The sequence below is a fragment of the Oxalobacter paraformigenes genome, from assembly GCF_000158475.2.
GTDB classification, from domain to species: Bacteria; Pseudomonadota; Gammaproteobacteria; order Burkholderiales; family Burkholderiaceae_D; genus Oxalobacter; species Oxalobacter paraformigenes.
Map to the genome: position 1 here is coordinate 107,048 of NZ_KI392031.1, position 16,221 is coordinate 123,268.

15 protein-coding genes are annotated in these 16,221 nt (G+C 52.2%); 9 read left to right on the plus strand and 6 right to left on the minus strand.

Features of this window, described 5'->3' with window-relative positions:
• The first annotated feature begins 237 nt into the window (after positions 1-237).
• The 4 genes from OFAG_RS13660 (at position 238) to OFAG_RS12730 (ending at position 2,846) form a co-directional block, all read left to right on the plus strand.
• Positions 238-603, plus strand: coding sequence for a hypothetical protein (locus tag OFAG_RS13660; RefSeq protein ID WP_155979179.1), 366 nt, complete (start codon positions 238-240; stop codon positions 601-603).
• On the plus strand, positions 500-2,248 hold the full coding sequence (gene ggt / locus OFAG_RS03825) for a gamma-glutamyltransferase (protein WP_005877823.1): 1,749 nt from the start codon (positions 500-502) through the stop codon (positions 2,246-2,248). Before OFAG_RS13660 ends, ggt begins: the two co-directional genes overlap by 104 nt.
• A 218-nt stretch (positions 2,249-2,466) precedes the next feature.
• Positions 2,467-2,592 carry a hypothetical protein gene (locus OFAG_RS14435; RefSeq protein WP_020994818.1) on the plus strand — a complete coding sequence of 42 codons (126 nt, stop codon included), beginning with the start codon at positions 2,467-2,469 and terminating at the stop codon, positions 2,590-2,592.
• 2 nt (positions 2,593-2,594) lie between these two features.
• On the plus strand, positions 2,595-2,846 hold the full coding sequence (locus OFAG_RS12730; protein ID WP_005877821.1) for a porin: 252 nt from the start codon (positions 2,595-2,597) through the stop codon (positions 2,844-2,846).
• Between the two features lie 563 nt (positions 2,847-3,409).
• On the opposite strand, the gene serS is transcribed toward OFAG_RS12730, so the two are convergent.
• The gene (serS, locus tag OFAG_RS03840; protein WP_005877819.1) at positions 3,410-4,726 is read right to left on the minus strand and encodes a serine--tRNA ligase; all 1,317 of its coding nucleotides are present in this window, start codon (positions 4,724-4,726) and stop codon (positions 3,410-3,412) included.
• Between the two features lie 391 nt (positions 4,727-5,117).
• Here serS and gdhA point away from each other — a divergent pair, with 391 nt between their 5' ends.
• Complete coding sequence (gene gdhA / locus OFAG_RS03845) at positions 5,118-6,458, plus strand: NADP-specific glutamate dehydrogenase (protein WP_005877818.1); 1,341 nt, start codon at positions 5,118-5,120, stop codon at positions 6,456-6,458.
• Positions 6,459-6,648: 190 nt separating this feature from the next.
• On the opposite strand, the gene OFAG_RS03850 is transcribed toward gdhA, so the two are convergent.
• Together OFAG_RS03850 and OFAG_RS03860 are read right to left on the minus strand one after the other, a co-directional pair.
• Entirely contained in the window at positions 6,649-8,949 is a 2,301-nt protein-coding gene (locus OFAG_RS03850; protein ID WP_231371663.1) for a sensor domain-containing diguanylate cyclase, read from the minus strand.
• A 604-nt stretch (positions 8,950-9,553) separates the two neighbouring features.
• Positions 9,554-9,910 (minus strand): helix-turn-helix domain-containing protein, encoded by a 357-nt coding sequence (locus tag OFAG_RS03860; protein ID WP_005877816.1) that lies wholly within the window; start codon positions 9,908-9,910, stop codon positions 9,554-9,556.
• Positions 9,911-9,993: 83 nt separating this feature from the next.
• Between OFAG_RS03860 and OFAG_RS03865 the strand changes: the two genes are divergently transcribed.
• Both OFAG_RS03865 and OFAG_RS03870 read left to right on the plus strand, forming a co-directional pair.
• Positions 9,994-10,407: a hypothetical protein gene (locus OFAG_RS03865; RefSeq protein WP_020994821.1), complete on the plus strand. Its 414-nt coding sequence runs from the start codon at positions 9,994-9,996 to the stop codon at positions 10,405-10,407.
• Positions 10,398-11,306, plus strand: coding sequence for an autotransporter outer membrane beta-barrel domain-containing protein (locus OFAG_RS03870; protein ID WP_005877813.1), 909 nt, complete (start codon positions 10,398-10,400; stop codon positions 11,304-11,306). The genes OFAG_RS03865 and OFAG_RS03870 overlap by 10 nt, the downstream gene beginning before the upstream one ends.
• An 83-nt stretch (positions 11,307-11,389) precedes the next feature.
• Here the strand turns inward: OFAG_RS03870 and OFAG_RS03875 are convergent, their stop codons facing one another.
• Entirely contained in the window at positions 11,390-12,682 is a 1,293-nt protein-coding gene (locus tag OFAG_RS03875) for a replication-associated recombination protein A (RefSeq protein WP_005877811.1), read from the minus strand.
• A 262-nt stretch (positions 12,683-12,944) separates the two neighbouring features.
• Between OFAG_RS03875 and OFAG_RS03880 the strand changes: the two genes are divergently transcribed.
• Positions 12,945-13,547: an NUDIX domain-containing protein gene (locus OFAG_RS03880; RefSeq protein ID WP_005877809.1), complete on the plus strand. Its 603-nt coding sequence runs from the start codon at positions 12,945-12,947 to the stop codon at positions 13,545-13,547.
• A 141-nt stretch (positions 13,548-13,688) separates the two neighbouring features.
• Positions 13,689-13,892, plus strand: a complete 204-nt coding sequence (locus OFAG_RS03885; RefSeq protein ID WP_005877807.1) for a cold-shock protein — start codon at positions 13,689-13,691, stop codon at positions 13,890-13,892.
• Positions 13,893-14,180: 288 nt separating this feature from the next.
• On the opposite strand, the gene OFAG_RS03890 is transcribed toward OFAG_RS03885, so the two are convergent.
• Together OFAG_RS03890 and OFAG_RS03900 are read right to left on the minus strand one after the other, a co-directional pair.
• A complete protein-coding gene (locus OFAG_RS03890; protein WP_005877804.1) occupies positions 14,181-15,398 on the minus strand; it encodes a Bcr/CflA family efflux MFS transporter in 1,218 nt (405 codons plus the stop codon).
• Between the two features lie 335 nt (positions 15,399-15,733).
• Positions 15,734-16,153 carry an acyl-CoA thioesterase gene (locus OFAG_RS03900; RefSeq protein ID WP_005877802.1) on the minus strand — a complete coding sequence of 140 codons (420 nt, stop codon included), beginning with the start codon at positions 16,151-16,153 and terminating at the stop codon, positions 15,734-15,736.
• Positions 16,154-16,221: the final 68 nt, after the last annotated feature.

Consider the following 16,221-nt stretch of genomic DNA (forward strand, 5'->3'; position numbering starts at 1 on the left):
AAGGCCGGAAATCAGGATGGTTGACAAGTCTGGCCGGGTAATCGGGGGCTTGCTGTTTTGCCGCCTTTTCCCGGAAACGGCATTCCTTGATTTTTCTTCCCGACGAATCGTTGTGCGGCGTGGTGGCAAGAGGGAACGGTTTTCTACAGGCAAGCGCCGTTTCGCTTTTTTCCGGTTCTGCCTGAAAGAGGAGGGCAAAAAACATACGTTAGAGAATCGTGCCAGGCGGGAAGGGGTATGAGTGTTTCCTTAACAAATAACTATAACGCACTTCCGTTTTCCCCAGAAGCGGAAAATCGAAAATGTATCATTTTCAGCCAAAAAAAGAAAAAACAGGTTTGTAATCAGGAATTTGGGATAGAGTTGAATCCGGCACTGCGCCAAAGCAAATTCGCACTGGAAGTATTGCTGGCACCTGTATTGCCGGTATCGGTTTTGCCGCCACGGACTTCATGGCAGGCAATTTTTCCTTTTAAGTCTTACGATGAAAGGTCTGGTTATGCGAAAATGTATTTCAACTTTAACTTTCTCAGCGGTGGCTTTATCTATGTTAATGACTGCAGGTTCCGTTCTGGCGGAAAAATCTCCCGGAAAATATTGTGACACGCCTTCCCGATGCATCAATCCCATTACCAAATACGGGGCAGTGACTTCCCCCAACTATCTGGCGTCGGTTGCGGGACTGGAAGTTCTGCAAAACGGAGGAAATGCGGTCGATGCGGCTATTGCCGTCGCTTCTACCATGAATGTGGTGTATCCGCAGATGACGACGCTGGGCGGAGACAATTTCTGGCTGATCTACAATGCCAAAACAAAAGAAGTAAGGGCGTTGAACGCCAGCGGCAGGTCGGGAGAGAAAGCGACTATCGAATTTTACAAAAGCAAAGGGTATGACAAGATTCCTTCCAGAGGTTATCTGGCAGCCAATACGGTTCCCGGTACGGTATCGGGATGGGACGCCGCCTACAAATACGCGCATGCCAATATGAGCAATCCCGGCCTTGCGTGGAAGGAGCTGTTTAACAGCGCCATTCTCTATGCACGGGACGGTTTTCCGGTAACGGCGTCCCTGCACCGCTGGCAGGAAATCAATATCGATCCAAAGGATTCCGAATTCCGCAATATGCAACGTTTCGACGGTTTCAGGCAGACGTATCTGAAACCGGACGGTTCGGCCTATAAAGTGGGCGAAGTCATGAAATTGCCGGAGCTGGCAAATACTTACCAGCTGATCGCCAGAGATGGGGCGGAAGTGTTTTATCGTGGTTCCATTGCCAAAAAGATCGTTGCCGATCTGGAAAAACATGGCGGTGTACTCACGTTAAAGGATTTTGCCGATCACAAGGCGGATTGGGTCAAGCCGCTGACGGTCGATTACCGGGGCTTTACGGCTTACAACCTGCCACCCAACACGCAAGGCATGGCATCGCTGGAAATTCTCAACATCCTGAACAATATCGACGTCAAAAAACTTGGCGAAGGCACGGCCGATTACTATCATGTCATGGTGGAAGCGACGAAAGAAGCTTTTGCCGATCGTGACAAGTATCTGACCGATCCGGATTTCTCGAAGATACCGCTGGATTTCCTCCTCTCGAAACAGCACGGCAAGGATCAGGCTGCACGCATCAGGATGGACAGGGCGGCCAGCAGTCTGAAGCCGCTCGATCCGAAAGGCGATACCGTCTGGATCGGTGTGGTCGATAAAGACGGGAATGCCGTTTCATTGATCCAGAGTATTTACCACGATTTCGGTTCCGGCATCGTTCCGCCGGGAACGGGCGTGCTGTTGCAGAACCGCGGCAGTTTCTTCTCGCTCGACCCAAATCACATCAATCGTCTGGAACCGGGAAAACGGACATTCCATACCTTGAATGCCGCGATGCTTTTGAAAGATAAAAAACCGTATCTCGTTTACGGAACCATGGGCGGGGAAGGGCAACCCCAGACACAGGCGGCCATTGCCACCCGGATCGTCGATTTCGGCATGTTCCCGCAGGATGCCGTTGCCGCGCCGCGCTGGTTGCACGGCAGAACGTGGGGTGCCTCTTCCAACGATCTCAAGATGGAAGGCCGTATTCCGCAAGCGGTGCTGGATGAACTCAAAAAACGGGGACATCCGGTGGCGAAACTGGACGATTTCACCGACAGCATGGGGCATGCGGGCGCCATTCTCATCGATCCGCAAACCAATCTGATGTATAGCGCCACCGATCCACGGGGCGACGGTCTGGCAGTTGGATATTGATATCTTCTGAAAGGTTGATCCAGTCTCTCTGTCGATCCGGTTCAGTGTATTGATAAGCGGCACAATTCGGTTAGCGAATTGTGCCGTTTTTTCCGCATGCGGTTTGCGTGGCTGTGTCAGAGGGTATTGTCTGGATAAATATTTCCGCGGGTCCGGAGTTTTATCTTCGAATGAATGGCTTTTGACAGCCAGCCAGACCTTGATGTAAGGAGCAGGCTATGAAAAGAGAGGTTACAGCCTTGGCTATGCTGGGGGTGGTTTCCGGTATGGCCCATGCACAAACTGACGTCAGGATAACGGTATTGTCGATACCGGCTATATCAAGCAAACGGGCAGTGACCTGAAAATGGGAGAAAACACCAATAACCGGCTTGGTTTTACAGGCAATGAAGATCTCGGAGGCGGCCTTAAAACGACTTTCCAGCTGGAAAGTCGTAATGGAACAGAGGCCACCAAAGTGGACTGGGAGGGTGCATCCAATGTCGGGCTGGCCGGAGATTGGAGAAGCATCCGTTTTGGACGGATGAGTGAAATTTCCAACGAATACATCCAGTTTCTGGATCCTTTTTTCCAGAATGGGATCGGTTCCATGATCTAGGCGGCCAACGTGCCATCCGCATCAGTGAAACAACGCGATACGACAGTCCCAGTCTGAACGGGCTGAACCTGTCCCTGACTTGTTCCATTGGTGCGAGCGAAAACCATGACATTGAAAACGATGGGTATGCAATCGGCTTGAAATACGTCAGTCATCCTGTGCTTTTGCAAGCCATCCGGGCACGAAATGCGGATTCCGACAATTCCTGTATAGGGAATTTGGGAGCTTCCTGCGCGTTCGGTTCTGCTCTTGTCTCTGACTTACGAAAAAACGGACAACAAAGGAGGGTTTTCGGGCCATTCCCTGCAAAGCAAGGGCAAACAGGATACCGTTTTAAAGCAGAATCCGGATGTTTGGGAAGACTGAAATGGTCCGGAACGCATGGTGTTTTTCGCCATTTTGGATAATTTCCGTCGCTTGAAAGCCTTTTTCGTTACGGGAAAAGGATGAAAATAAAAAGGCAAAAAGACCGCGTGACAGACTGTGTGGAAAAAAGCGGGCAGAACGTTTGAATGAAAAAAAGCCGGAAAACCTGATGGGTCTTTCCGGCTTTCCATCAAAAATCACGACTTTTTCCCGGTGTCGGCGGTTTTCGGAACAAGCCGGGTCAGACCGCTCATGTAAGGCTGCAACGCAGTGGGAATAGTCACGCTGCCGTCGGCCTGCTGGAAATTTTCGAGGATGGCAACGAGTGTTCTGCCGACGGCAAGGCCTGAACCGTTTAAGGTGTGAACCAGTTCGGGACGGCCTTTTTCGTTTCTGAAACGGGCCTGCATGCGACGGGCCTGAAAGGCTTCGCAGTTGGAAACGGACGAGATTTCCCGGTAGGTGTTCTGTGCGGGAAGCCAGACTTCCAGATCGTAGGTTTTGGCGGCGGAAAAACCCATGTCACCGGTTGAAAGGGATACGACGCGGTACGGCAATCCCAGTTTTTCGAGAACGCGTCCTGCATTCTTGACCATTTCCTCCAGTGCCTCGTAGGATTTTTCAGGATGGACGATCTGGACCATTTCCACCTTGTCGAACTGGTGCTGGCGGATCATGCCGCGTGTGTCGCGCCCGTAACTGCCGGCTTCAGAACGGAAACAGGGAGTATGGGCCGTCAGTTTGATCGGCAACTGGCCAGACGACAGGATTTCCCCGCGTACCGTATTGGTCAGGGTCACCTCGGCTGTCGGGATAAGGTAAAGGTTTTCGTTTTCCCCTTCCTGTCCTCCTTTTTTGGCGGCAAACAGGTCGTCCGCGAATTTGGGAAGCTGCCCGGTTCCGTAAAGGCTGTCGGCATTGACCATGTAAGGGGTGTAGCATTCCGTGTAACCGTGTTCCATGGTCTGGACGTCGAGCATGAACTGGGCCAGTGCGCGGTGCAGGCGGGCCATGTTGCCGCGCATGACACAGAAACGCGCGCCCGCCAGCTTGCCGGCCGTTTCGAAATCCAGTCCGAGCGGAACGCCGATATCGACATGATCCTTTACCTCGAAATCGAATTCGCGCGGCGTCCCGATGCGCCGTATTTCGACATTGGCCGATTCGTCGGGGCCGACCGGAACCGATTCGTGCGGCAAATTGGGAATGGACAGCATGAATCCGGAAAGCTTCGCCTGTACTTCAGACAAGGCCGCTTCATTGGCTTTCAGTTTGTCGCCGAGTCCGCCGACTTCGGCCATGACGGCGGAAGCGTCTTCTTTTTTGCTTTTCAGGATGCCGATCTGTTTGGAAAGCGCATTGCGCCGGGCCTGCATTTCTTCAGTCTGTGTCTGAAGCTGGCGGCGTTGCGCTTCAAGCGCGTTGAAAGTTGCCACGTCAAGTTCGAATTTGCGGGTTTCAAGCTTTGCTGCGACAGCGTCGATATCCTTGCGAAGGAGCTGAATGTCGATCATGGTATGAACTGTAATGACAAAAGAAGCATTGTAGCAATTTGCCGGTTCTTTGGAAAAATTAAATCCTGTTGCCATCCGTCCGGGGGGACGAACACGGAATTCTGACCGGTTTTGCGGTGCGCCGGTTTTGCGCAGGAACATTCCTTTTGCGAATTGTTGCCAGGCGCAGGAAAAAATGAAACCAAACCGTCCGGTATGCGGGATTATGCGTCATCGTACATTTACTTGCGTGAATTATCTTGCAATAATGAATCCCCCGTAATGGGCAATTAAACACTCATGACGGGAAAAAGCCCGGGCAGAAAACGTTTGCGCCTTTTCCGGCAGGGAGAGAAACGGCGGTATTTTGCCAGGGCATTGTTCCATATTTATTTTTTGATTGGATGTTTCAATGAAACAAAGTCTTGAAGAGTTTTTGGAGGGCGTCCGACAGCGCGATCCTCATCAGCCTGAGTTCCATCAGGCCGTCACGGAAGTTATGGAAAGTCTGTGGCCCTTCATTGAAAAAAATCCGAAATATGCAGATCAGAACCTGTTGCATCGTCTGGTAGAACCAGAACGCATCGTTCAGTTCCGCGTGTCTTGGGTTGACGATAAGGGTGAAGTGCAGGTCAATCGCGGCTATCGCATTCAGCACAGCTCGATGATCGGGCCTTACAAGGGCGGTTTGCGTTTCCATCCGTCCGTCAATCTGTCCATCCTGAAGTTTCTCGCTTTTGAACAGACGTTCAAGAATGCGCTGACGACTTTGCCGATGGGCGCGGGCAAGGGCGGTTCCGACTTTGATCCCAAAGGCAAGAGCGACAATGAAATCATGCGTTTTTGCCAGGCTTTCGTATCCGAACTGTACAGACATATCGGCGCCGATACGGACGTTCCGGCAGGCGATATCGGAGTCGGTGGCCGTGAAGTCGGTTATATGGTCGGTATGTATAAGAAACTGGCAAATCGTACCGATTGCGTCTTTACCGGCAAGGGCCTGTCTTTCGGCGGTTCCCTGATCCGTCCCGAAGCGACCGGTTACGGTACGGTTTATTTTGTCGAGGAAATGCTCAAACGTGCGGGCAAGGATCTTAAAGGCATGCGCGTCTCCGTTTCGGGTTCCGGCAATGTAGCCCAGTATGCGGTTGAAAAGGCCATGCAGCTTGGGGCCAAGGTCGTTACCGTTTCCGATTCCGGTGGTACGGTCGTCGATGAAGCGGGCTTCACCCCGGAAAAACTGGCGAAACTGATGGAAATCAAAAATGTCAGGTATGGCCGTTGCAGCGAATACGCTGCCGAAGTCGGCGCCCGGTTCATTCCGGATGCAAGACCGTGGAGTGTTCCGGTCGATGTCGCATTGCCCTGTGCAACGCAAAACGAACTGGATGAAAACGATGCCAGAACGTTGATCAAGAACGGTGTGATCTGCGTGGCGGAAGGCGCCAACATGCCTTCGACGATCGAAGCGGCCAAACTGTTTGAAGAAGCGCGCGTTCTGTACGCTCCCGGCAAGGCAAGCAATGCGGGCGGTGTCGCGACGTCGGGTCTGGAAATGTCGCAAAACGCATTGCGCCTGTCATGGTCGCGTGAAGAAGTGGATCGGCATTTGAACGAAATTATGAAAAACATTCACAATGCATGTGTCAAATACGGTACTCGTGCTGACGGATCGGTCAGCTACATCAGCGGCGCAAACATCGCCGGTTTTGTCAAGGTTGCGGATGCAATGCTGGCACAAGGTGTTATTTAAACCAGATTCACCTCAAAAAGGGGACCCGGGAGAAAAAGGATCCGGGTCCTTTTTTTATGCCCATTTCTTGTGATCGACCGTTTCATCCACGAAAAACCGCCATGTGAAGCCGGAGGGTTAAGCGATGCTGTATGGTTGTCCCATGAACCGGCTTGCGGCGCATACACGAAAGACCTGTGTGCGCTTCATTTCACAAGGATGTGGCGGCGACATGGGACAGGTCTGTATAAATCCCGTAAAAAACCGGATTGCGGTTTTCGTAAAGTTCACTGACAAACCAGCCGTTGAATCTGACGGGAATGGCGTGTCCGTCATGATGTTTCAGCCGGAAGTAAAGCGTGAACGGCGTTTTGCTTTCCATGGCGACGGATATGACCGCTCTGGTTTTTTCCCGGTCTTCGGGATGAACCAGGGACAATCCCCTGAAGCTGCGGGACGATAACAGGGAATCGGGAATGCCGGTCAATTCAGCCCATTTGCGGTTGTAATAAAGGAGATGGAAGTCATCGGTACAGGCAAATTTTGCGATGCCGTCCGTTGCGTTGTGCAAAAGTGTTTCCAGATCCCGCGGATCGACGCGCGATGCATCGACGACTGAGGCTTCCTTTCCGAAGATCGTAAAGCCGCCCCTGCCATGCGTTTTGGAATAATAAAGCGCCTGATCGGCTTTTTCGTAAAGTTCGGGGTACGATGCTCCCTGTTCCGGATAAAGGGCAGCGCCGATGCTGGTGGAAATATGGAAGCTCTTTTTCCCGTAATTCTTTCGGGCGAATTTGGTGCAAAGGCGGTCCAGTTTTTCCCGTATGGTTTCCAGACGGTCGTAATCCCTGAGCAAAACGACAAATTCATCGCCGCCGATCCGGCCAACGATATCGTCGTTACGGAACTGCGATTTGAGTTCCGAAGCGAATTCGGTGATGACCTCATCACCGATGGCGTGTCCATAGTTGTCGTTAATGTTTTTGAAATGGTCGATATCCAGAATGAGGAAGGCGTGTTTGCTGTTCATGGAAAGCGGGTTTTCCAGACATTCGGTAATCAGCTGTTCTGTTGCCCGTTTGTTGAACAGGGATGTCATCGGATCTTTTTGTGTTTCCTCCAGAAGACCCTGTTCGCGCCTTTTTTCGGCATCAATGTTTTTCCGGTATACCACCATGCGAACGGATTGATCCGATTTCCAGAAGAAAATCTGGGCATTGATCCGCATCCAGTGATAATTTTTACCGTCCTCGGAATACAGGAAATCGTAGCTCAGATTGTTGATACCGTTTCTGTATTTTTCGAGAATGTTTTCCGATTTGAACATTTCGAGATAGCCGGGTATGAATTCTTCCTTGATCTGGCGCCGTGCAATCGTTTTCAGGGCTTCATCATAAGACACATTTCCATCCATCCCGAGTTTTTCGAAATAACGCCGTGTCGTTTCGCTTCCCGCACGGTTACGGGTAATATCCATTTCGTCAATGTTTTCATACAGTTTTTCCGTCGCCTTGTGTAACAGTTGCTGGTATTCGGTTTCCTGCGAAACGGTCAGTTCGACAATCTGGGCATGGTATTTTTTGATCAGCCGCGTGATGGTAAAAAGCACGAGAACGATAACGCAGACGATAATGAACAGATTCATCACCAGCTGGCGGCGGAATGTGTTCCGGATTTCCGATACGTCGTTTTCGACGACCAGATGCCATTTCAGCGTGGGTATGTATTGTGTGATGACATATCCATCCCGGCCATCCAGGGAATACCAGAAAGTCTCCGGATCGTCGCTGCTTCCGAGGATGCGTTCCCTGAAACCGGACAGGGGATTTCCGGTAAAAAAATCGGCGTTTTCATGGCCGTTTGTTACCGACGAGACCTCCACGATTCCCCTGTCATTGATCAATGACGCTTCCACATTGAATTGCTCGTCATAGGCATGCAACAGTTTTTGCAGGGAATCGACTTTGAAACCGACACCGACAACCCCCATAACGGAACCGTGAGCGTTGCGGATTTTGCAGTTGACGAAAACGGTAATGCTGTCGTCAGTCGCTTCATCGTTGTCGATATTCAGGGAATACTCGTCGTTGTCCTGAATGAACGAGTAATACCAGGTGTTTTCCGGATTGTTTTTTTCCAGTGTCCGGTTCAGTCCGCTGAAATGGTAGTAGCGTTTCGTGTTTGCTGAGACGAGAAACACGGAATCGTAACGGTATTTCCTGCGATACGCGTCCAGATACTGGCGCATTTTCGCCACATATTCCGGATTGTTCAGGGAACGTTTTTCACTGGAAAGAAACGTTTTCAGCAAATGGTCGTTCGCCATAGTCAGCGATACGCTGACCGGGCGGGAAAATATCGATTCGATTTGTGCGTAAATCCCTTCCGTGGCCAGGGTCGAGACCTGTTCGATATCCTTTTCGAAAACACCGATATTCGAGCGATAGCTCAAGACCGCAGTGAGGAAAAAACCAATAAAAATGATTGAGCAGACCAGGATGTTGGTTCGCAAGAGAGGATGTTTTCCCAAAATATATCCAGCGGACAGGGTAATGAAAATGGTGTCAGGGTTTAAACGTTTTTAAACACTATTGTATATCCCGTTTCCGGATGGAAACGGGTTTTTATGAGTGTTGAGAAAACGGATGAAGGGTTTTTGCGGATTTCCTTTTGGCGCGTTTCGGGAGAATACACGTTCAAAACCGGCACTTCAGGGGAATCGCTTTTTCTTGCGTTAGGACGGATTCGGCTGTGGGAAATGGACCGTTACAGGAAATATTTTTTCATTAATAAAATTTGCCGTAGTCTGTGCCTGGTTATCGGGAATTGGTGCGCCTGCCTCCTTTTTGCGCCAGACTCGCAACTGGCCGAGGAAATGAGGGAAGCGTGGTTGTGCCTTTTAAAAGAGAGGCGGGAGGGAATGCCTTTCCGATGCCTTTCGTTTGCCGCGCCGCCATACCGGGAAAAACATTCATCAGGCCGGCGTTTTTACGAGGTATTCTGTTGTAATAAAGCGACAATTTGGCCGGGCATCCGGACAGTAAACACCCATTTCCGATCCCATCCGTTTTGTATTTTGACAACAGAAACGGAAATAACCCGGTTCGTTCGGGCCATCACTGTTTATCGCCTTTTGCCAGTCTGTCGGCAAGCGTAGTCATGACGTTCAGTAACAGTTCCCTGTCCGGTTCGGCCAGTTGCTCAAGCCGTTTCAAAAGCGCGTTGGCATGATTGATCGGTCGCCGGCTCAAGGCGATCAACAGTTCATCTATGCCGCACTCGAAAATGTCGGCCAGTTCCACAAGCCTGACAATGTTGGGAATGACGGTTCCCCGTTCGATTCTCGAGACGGCTTCGTACCCGATATTCAACTTTTCGGCAACATTTTCCTGAGTCAGACCTTTTTCCATCCGTTTTTGTGCAATCGCTTTCCCCATTGCCTGTGCAATGGTTTTCTCTTTGTTTTTTTGCATCAAAAGCCTCCATTCATTCTGAATGGTTGGACATCCGTATATTGACATGAAGTACTTATCTGAAGGTGAACGGGACAGCTACCGTGCTGGATGGATTTACCGGTGGCGGTACAGGTACGGCCAATATTGCGGAAGGTGGCTGGTCAGGCGTCAACCTCACGTCTACCGATGCGATGATCAAGTCGCTGGAAATGGAAAATACGGGGGGAACCGTTACCGTAAAAGCGACAGGCGTCAATCGTGCCGAGGAAGTTTTCCCGGGTCTTATGCCGGTAAACATCATGAACAGTGTCTGGCAAAACGGACAAAACAATACGGAAAGCACCAATCCCGGAATCGCCTTCCTGTCAAGAGCGACAGACAGCCGTTATGTCGCTCCTGGCGATGCCGCCCGCCAGATTAACGGTGCCGCCCAGATCGCGGTTGCAGCCGGTACACAGGCCGTTACCCTCCAGGCAGTGGACGCCATTACCGGCGCCCTGGACATTTGTCGCTGACAAGCAACATCAGCCAGCCGGGCGCTCCCTTGCTGCACAAGGAAGGGGCGGACCTGTGGGCCAGTGTCCTGTACCGGAATACCGACAGAAGCGGCCTGAAAGCCGGCAATTTCAGTTCCAATTACGATAACGATTTCGGCGGGATCATCGTCGGAACCGATTACACCGGGATAGCCATCGGCAGTGAAAAGTACCGCCTCGGCGCTGCCCTGAGTTACGGTAAAGGCGATAGCAAATCCAGGGGCGATTTCAATCACACGAAGAATGATTACGATACTTATGGCGCCAACATCTATGGCGGCTGGAATAACGCCAATGCCAATATCGTGGTGGATATCGGTTATCTGAAAGGCGACAACGACCTGAAACAGGACGTTTCTGCCGCACTCGGAGGAAACCTGAAAGCCAATGTCGATACGAAGGTCTGGACGGCCGGAGTGAAAGCGGAATACCGCATGGCAACGGGAATGATGGATGTCACGCCGCACATCGGGGCGCGTTACATGAATCTGAAGACCGATTCGTTCAACACGCGTAACGATCTGGGAACAGTCTTCCATAATGACAGCGAAACGCAAAACCTCTGGCAGTTCCCGATCGGGGTCACGTTTGGAGGTAACTACCAGTCGGCCACCGGCTGGACGGTCAAACCGAAGTTCGATGTGTCGGTCATTCCGGCTTCCGGAGACAGGGACGTGAAAACCAGAGTCAATGTACCCGGCGTCAATGCGGTTGACAGCGCATCCGCCGACATGATGGACAATCTGTCCTGGCGAGGGATGCTGGGACTGGAAGTACAGAGAGGCGACACCAGTTTCGGCTTGCAGGCCGGTTACCAGAAATCGGACGATGCCAGATCCCGTGGCCTTATGCTCTCGTTCGGACATCAGTTCGACTAAGAACCGGTAAACGGGTGGTCTTTGTCGCAGTTGAAGGCATTTCCCAAAAGGGAAATGCCTTTTTCATACGAAAGACCGTGGATTTACGTTTTGTTATTCCTGGCTTTTTTATCCAGTTCTGCCAGCCAGTCCAGCTTTTCGCCAATTTTCTTCTCCAGTCCGTAAGGCGTCGGTTTGTACCATTGCCGGGGCGACATCCCGTCCGGAAAGTAGGTTTCTCCTGCTGCGTAGGCATTGGGTTCGTCGTGGGCGTAGCGGTATTCGTGTCCGTATCCCAGTTCTTTCATCAGGCGGGTCGGGGCATTGCGGAGATGGACGGGCACTTCGCGGCTTTTGTCCTGTTTCACAAAAGCGCGGGCCTGATTGTAAGCGACATACCCGGCATTGCTTTTTGCGGCTACGGCAAGGTAAATGACGGCCTGCGCCAGCGCCAGTTCGCCTTCCGGGCTGCCGAGCCTTTCGTAGGTGCTGGCGGCATCATTGGCGATCTGGACGGCTCTGGGATCGGCAAGCCCGATATCTTCCCAGGCCATGCGTACGATGCGCCTGGCAAGATAACGCGGATCGGCGCCGCCGTCGAGCATGCGCGTCAACCAGTAAAGGGCCGCATCCGGACTGGAACCCCGAACGGATTTGTGCAATGCTGAAATCTGATCATAAAAATGGTCGCCCTTGTTGTCGAAGCGGCGCATGGCGTCACCCAGTGTTTCCTTTAGAAGGGCGACGCCGATTTCCTCTTCATTTTTGGCCCTGGCTGCCTGGGCGACGATTTCGAGGTTATTCAGCAATCTGCGCGCGTCGCCGTCGGCACTCATGAGCAACAGGGTTCGGGCTTCGGCCGAGACAGTCAGGCCATCCAGCTCCCGTTCCAGTGCCCGGTTGACCAGCGTGTCCAGATTGCCGTTGTCAAGCGGCTTCAGCACATAAACAGCCGCACGCGACAAGAGCGCGTTATTGACTTCAAAGGACGGGTTTTCTGTCGTGGCGCCGATAAATGTGAACAGGCCGCTTTCGACATGTGGCAGGAAGGCGTCCTGCTGGCTTTTGTTGAACCGGTGGACTTCATCGACGAAGAGAATCGTCCGGCGTCCTGAACCCGAACGGATCAGCCGGGCGCGTTCGACGGCTTCGCGAATGTCCTTGACGCCGGATAAAACGGCAGACAGGGCAATGAATTCGGCGTTGAATCCATCGGCCATCAGTCTGGCAAGCGTGGTTTTGCCGACGCCGGGGGGGCCCCACAGAATCATGGAATGGGGTTCTCCGGATTCAAATGCGAGGCGCAAAGGTTTTCCCGGCCCGAGGAGATGTTCCTGACCGACTACTTCGTCGATGGTTTGGGGACGCAGGCGTTCCGCCAGTGGAGCTTGGGGCATAGAGAAGAGTAAAGAGTATTGAAAAATACAGTCTATATGATGGAGGGGGCTTTGCGCAAAAGGGTTTCATTTTTTACAGGCCGGTTTTGAACCGATCAATGAGACAAGGATAAAATGCGGCATAGTATCCGGTACTTCAGGAGCTTCGGACGCTTTTTCCCGACATCGTTTTCGGCGGAAAAACAGAACCGTTTCCCGGAATGCGGATTGTGGATTACCATGCCTGTGTTTTGGCCAATTGCTGTTTCGTTTTTATTTCATCATGAAAAGTCAATCGAATGACGGTCACTCCGGATTTTCCGATGAGGAACTGATCGAAAACTATCTGGACGGCGAAACCGTCTATAAAGGAAGTTTTTTCAATGTGCAGAAAGACCGTATCCGTTTGCCGGATGGCGGCGTCGCTACCCGGGAGTACATCCGTCATCCGGGAGCCGTAGTGGTCCTGCCGCTTTTCGACGACGGGACTGTTCTGGTGGAGCGACAGTTCCGCTATCCCCTGAACCGGATTTTTATCGAGTTTCCGGCCGGCAAGATCGACAAGGGAGAAGACAAGCTCGCTTGCGCGAAAAGGGAGCTGGAAGAAGAGACGGGATACAGGGCGTCGGACTGGCGATTCGTGACGACGATCCACAATGCGATCGGCTATTCCGATGAACAGCTGTTCATTTATCTGGCGAGAAATCCGGAGGCGGGAGATGCCCACCCGGATGAGGAAGAATTTATCCAGACATTCAGATTGCCGGTTGCGGCGTTGCTGGAATGGGTCAGAACGGGAAAAGTAACCGATGTGAAAACCATCATTGGCGCTTTCTGGCTGGAAAAAATTGTCGGCGGTCAATGGTCGGCCCAAAAAATCGTGTAACCTTGCAAATTATGGTTTATGATGGGTTCTGTCGTTTTTGAGGTACGGGTAGTAGTGCGGTATCGAGACTGCCGTTTCTGTTTTTGCTTCAAACGATGGAAGAAGGCGCAAGCCTGTTTTAACTGAAATAGGAAATATGTAATGGCAACTGGTACTGTAAAATGGTTCAACGATTCTAAAGGTTTCGGATTTATCACTCCCGACGAAGGCGGCGAAGATGTTTTCGCGCATTTTTCAGCCATCAATTCTGAAGGCTTCAAATCCCTGAAAGAAAATCAGCGGGTGTCTTTCGACATCACGACTGGCCCGAAAGGCAAACAGGCATCCAACATCACCGTGATCTGACAGGAAGGGCTTTGTCCGCTTTGGCACGGACAGGGCCAGCCAGACGGTTTTTCTTTTTTCTTTTGCATTTTTGTATGCGGAGGGGGAGGGGTTTTCCCGGATATGAAAGCGGAAACAGGTCTTCCTGTTTCCGCTTTTCTGTTTTGGCAGGACTGTCCGGATTTTCTGTATTTTCCCGAAGGGCAGGGTCTCCACCGGGCAGCCTGTGCAGGTAAATCGCGTAGATTGCTCCGGTTTTGCAGTTTCCCTGATTGCCGCTGCTGATTCGGGGCGGCTAACAGGGGCGTCTCAGGAAGGGATCCGGAACATTTTCCGCGAAACGGCAAAGAGCCAGATAATCACGCACAGTGTCCCGGCGCCCAGACTGATGCTGCCAACCGCCATGGTCAGGTTGGGCCAGTCCAGCGAACAGAGCATCATCGAAAGGCTGCCGAACAGCAGTGCCACGCATCCCCACAGGGAACCGACGGTGCCGTTATCGCTGTCCATCTGATTCATGATCAGCATGGTGCCGGCCGGACGACAGGCGCTTCCGAAAAAGGTGACCGGCACATAAAGCAGGGCGAAAGCGAACGGGTTCATGGCGCCGAAAACGAGAATCAGGCTGCCGGAGATGGCCACGCAAATGAAGCAGACCGTCAGGAAAAACAGGCGCGGCAAGTGGCGCAGGAACCGCATGTAAAGGATGGGGGCCAGCATGGCGAAGCAGCCGTTGAACGCGAAAAAGTAGCTGTATTCCTCGGCGCTCAGGCGGAACATGTCCATGTAGATGAAAGATGAGGTGGACAGGAAGGACATGACCGGCATGACCATCAGTGAGAAGACGACCAGCAAAACGAGATAGCCTTTATTGCCGAGGACGAAGCCGATACGGCCCAGCGATTGCAGGGCGGAACCGGTAGTGGGGTTTTCCAGTGTTTCTTTCAGAAAGAGGGAGAGCAGGAAAGCGAACAGTCCGGAAATCGTCAGGACGACAAACAGCCCGCGCCATGAGACGAATTTCAGCAGGAAGGCGCCGACGACTGGGGCCAGCATCGGGCACAAGATGGTCAGTGTCTGGATCCAGACCAGCACCTTTTCCATGACCAATCCCCTGAAATTGTCTTTCACGATCGCCATGGAAACGGCCTGGATGGCGCCGCTGCCGATGGCCTGAATGACGCGTCCGGCGATCAGCAGGTAGATGTTCGTGGCAAACACGCAGACCAGACTGCCGGCAATGTATAAAACCAGACCGAGATAGAGAACCGGTTTGCGGCCGTATTTGTCGGTAAACGGCCCCCAGAGCAGCATGGAAATGGCGAAAAACAGCATGAAGAGGCTGAGCGTGAAATTCGTCAGTTCGGGCGTGGTCGAAAAGAAATCGACCATGCGAGGCATGGCGGGCAGGTACAGGTCAATGGAAAGCGGCACGAAAGCGCTCAGAAAGGCCAGAAAGGCGATCAATCCTTTCGCGCCCAGCGGAAAAACGCCGGGCTGCAACGTTTCGTTTTCTTGTTCCATCATAAGTCATTTCCGGCAGAAAGCGGTTTTCGGGCGTGACCGGAATGGCGACAGGCAAGGCCGTGAAATCGCCGATCCGGTCTTTCATCCTTGCATGAGGCTGCCTGATGAATGCCTGACAGGGGAGGCACATTATAACGGCCTTCGATGAAACGGATTGTGACGGTAAACAGAAACATGACGGCCGACAGGCAAGTGTAAACAAACTTGCCGGTTCAAAGCGTATCAAATTGTTACCGGTTTTCGGGCAGGGCCACCCGTTTCCTGACATGAAAAACGGGCGCGCCGTCACGGCCCCGGGACTGGACGCGGCTATGCAGTGGATGGGCCGTATTCGGTCAAACCACCATCAATTCGCGCATCATGTCGGGAAGCGGCGTCGATTTGCCTGTTGCCTGATCGACCCAGACGACTTTGCAGCCGCCGATGGCGCAGACGGTTTCGGGGTCGTCGCTGCGCCGGATTTCCTGCACGATGTCGAAGCTCGAACGTCCGGGCGAACCCGCGTATGTCCTGACCTCGATTTCTCCGGGGTAGGCCAGCGGGGCGTAGTATGTGCAGTAACAGTGGACGACGACGGTTTCGGCGCCCGCCTTTTTGCCGCGGCCGATATGGGAATACCATTCGATGCGGGCCTGTTCCATGTAGCGGAAAAAAACGGCGTTGTTTACGTGGCCCATGGCGTCCATATCGCCCCAGCGGATAGGGATACGCGAAACGAAAACCAGTTTTTTATTGGATAATGGGTCACTCGTCATTTTTGATTTTCTCCTTTATCACTTTGAAATTAACGGTTTGCCCGATATCATGTCATGATTTTGCGGTA

Excerpts from the sequence above, each read along its gene's own strand:
- OFAG_RS13660 (WP_155979179.1), top strand. The coding sequence starts at position 238 with ATGAGTGTTTCCTTAACAAATAACTATAACGCACTTCCGTTTTCCCCA.
- ggt (WP_005877823.1), top strand. The coding sequence starts at position 500 with ATGCGAAAATGTATTTCAACTTTAACTTTCTCAGCGGTGGCTTTATCT.
- OFAG_RS14435 (WP_020994818.1), top strand. The coding sequence starts at position 2,467 with ATGAAAAGAGAGGTTACAGCCTTGGCTATGCTGGGGGTGGTTTCCGGT.
- OFAG_RS12730 (WP_005877821.1), top strand. The coding sequence starts at position 2,595 with ATGGGAGAAAACACCAATAACCGGCTTGGTTTTACAGGCAATGAAGAT.
- serS (WP_005877819.1), bottom strand. The coding sequence starts at position 4,726 with ATGATCGACATTCAGCTCCTTCGCAAGGATATCGACGCTGTCGCAGCA.
- gdhA (WP_005877818.1), top strand. The coding sequence starts at position 5,118 with ATGAAACAAAGTCTTGAAGAGTTTTTGGAGGGCGTCCGACAGCGCGAT.
- OFAG_RS03860 (WP_005877816.1), bottom strand. The coding sequence starts at position 9,910 with ATGCAAAAAAACAAAGAGAAAACCATTGCACAGGCAATGGGGAAAGCG.
- OFAG_RS03875 (WP_005877811.1), bottom strand. The coding sequence starts at position 12,682 with ATGCCCCAAGCTCCACTGGCGGAACGCCTGCGTCCCCAAACCATCGAC.
- OFAG_RS03880 (WP_005877809.1), top strand. The coding sequence starts at position 12,945 with ATGAAAAGTCAATCGAATGACGGTCACTCCGGATTTTCCGATGAGGAA.
- OFAG_RS03885 (WP_005877807.1), top strand. The coding sequence starts at position 13,689 with ATGGCAACTGGTACTGTAAAATGGTTCAACGATTCTAAAGGTTTCGGA.
- OFAG_RS03890 (WP_005877804.1), bottom strand. The coding sequence starts at position 15,398 with ATGATGGAACAAGAAAACGAAACGTTGCAGCCCGGCGTTTTTCCGCTG.
- OFAG_RS03900 (WP_005877802.1), bottom strand. The coding sequence starts at position 16,153 with ATGACGAGTGACCCATTATCCAATAAAAAACTGGTTTTCGTTTCGCGT.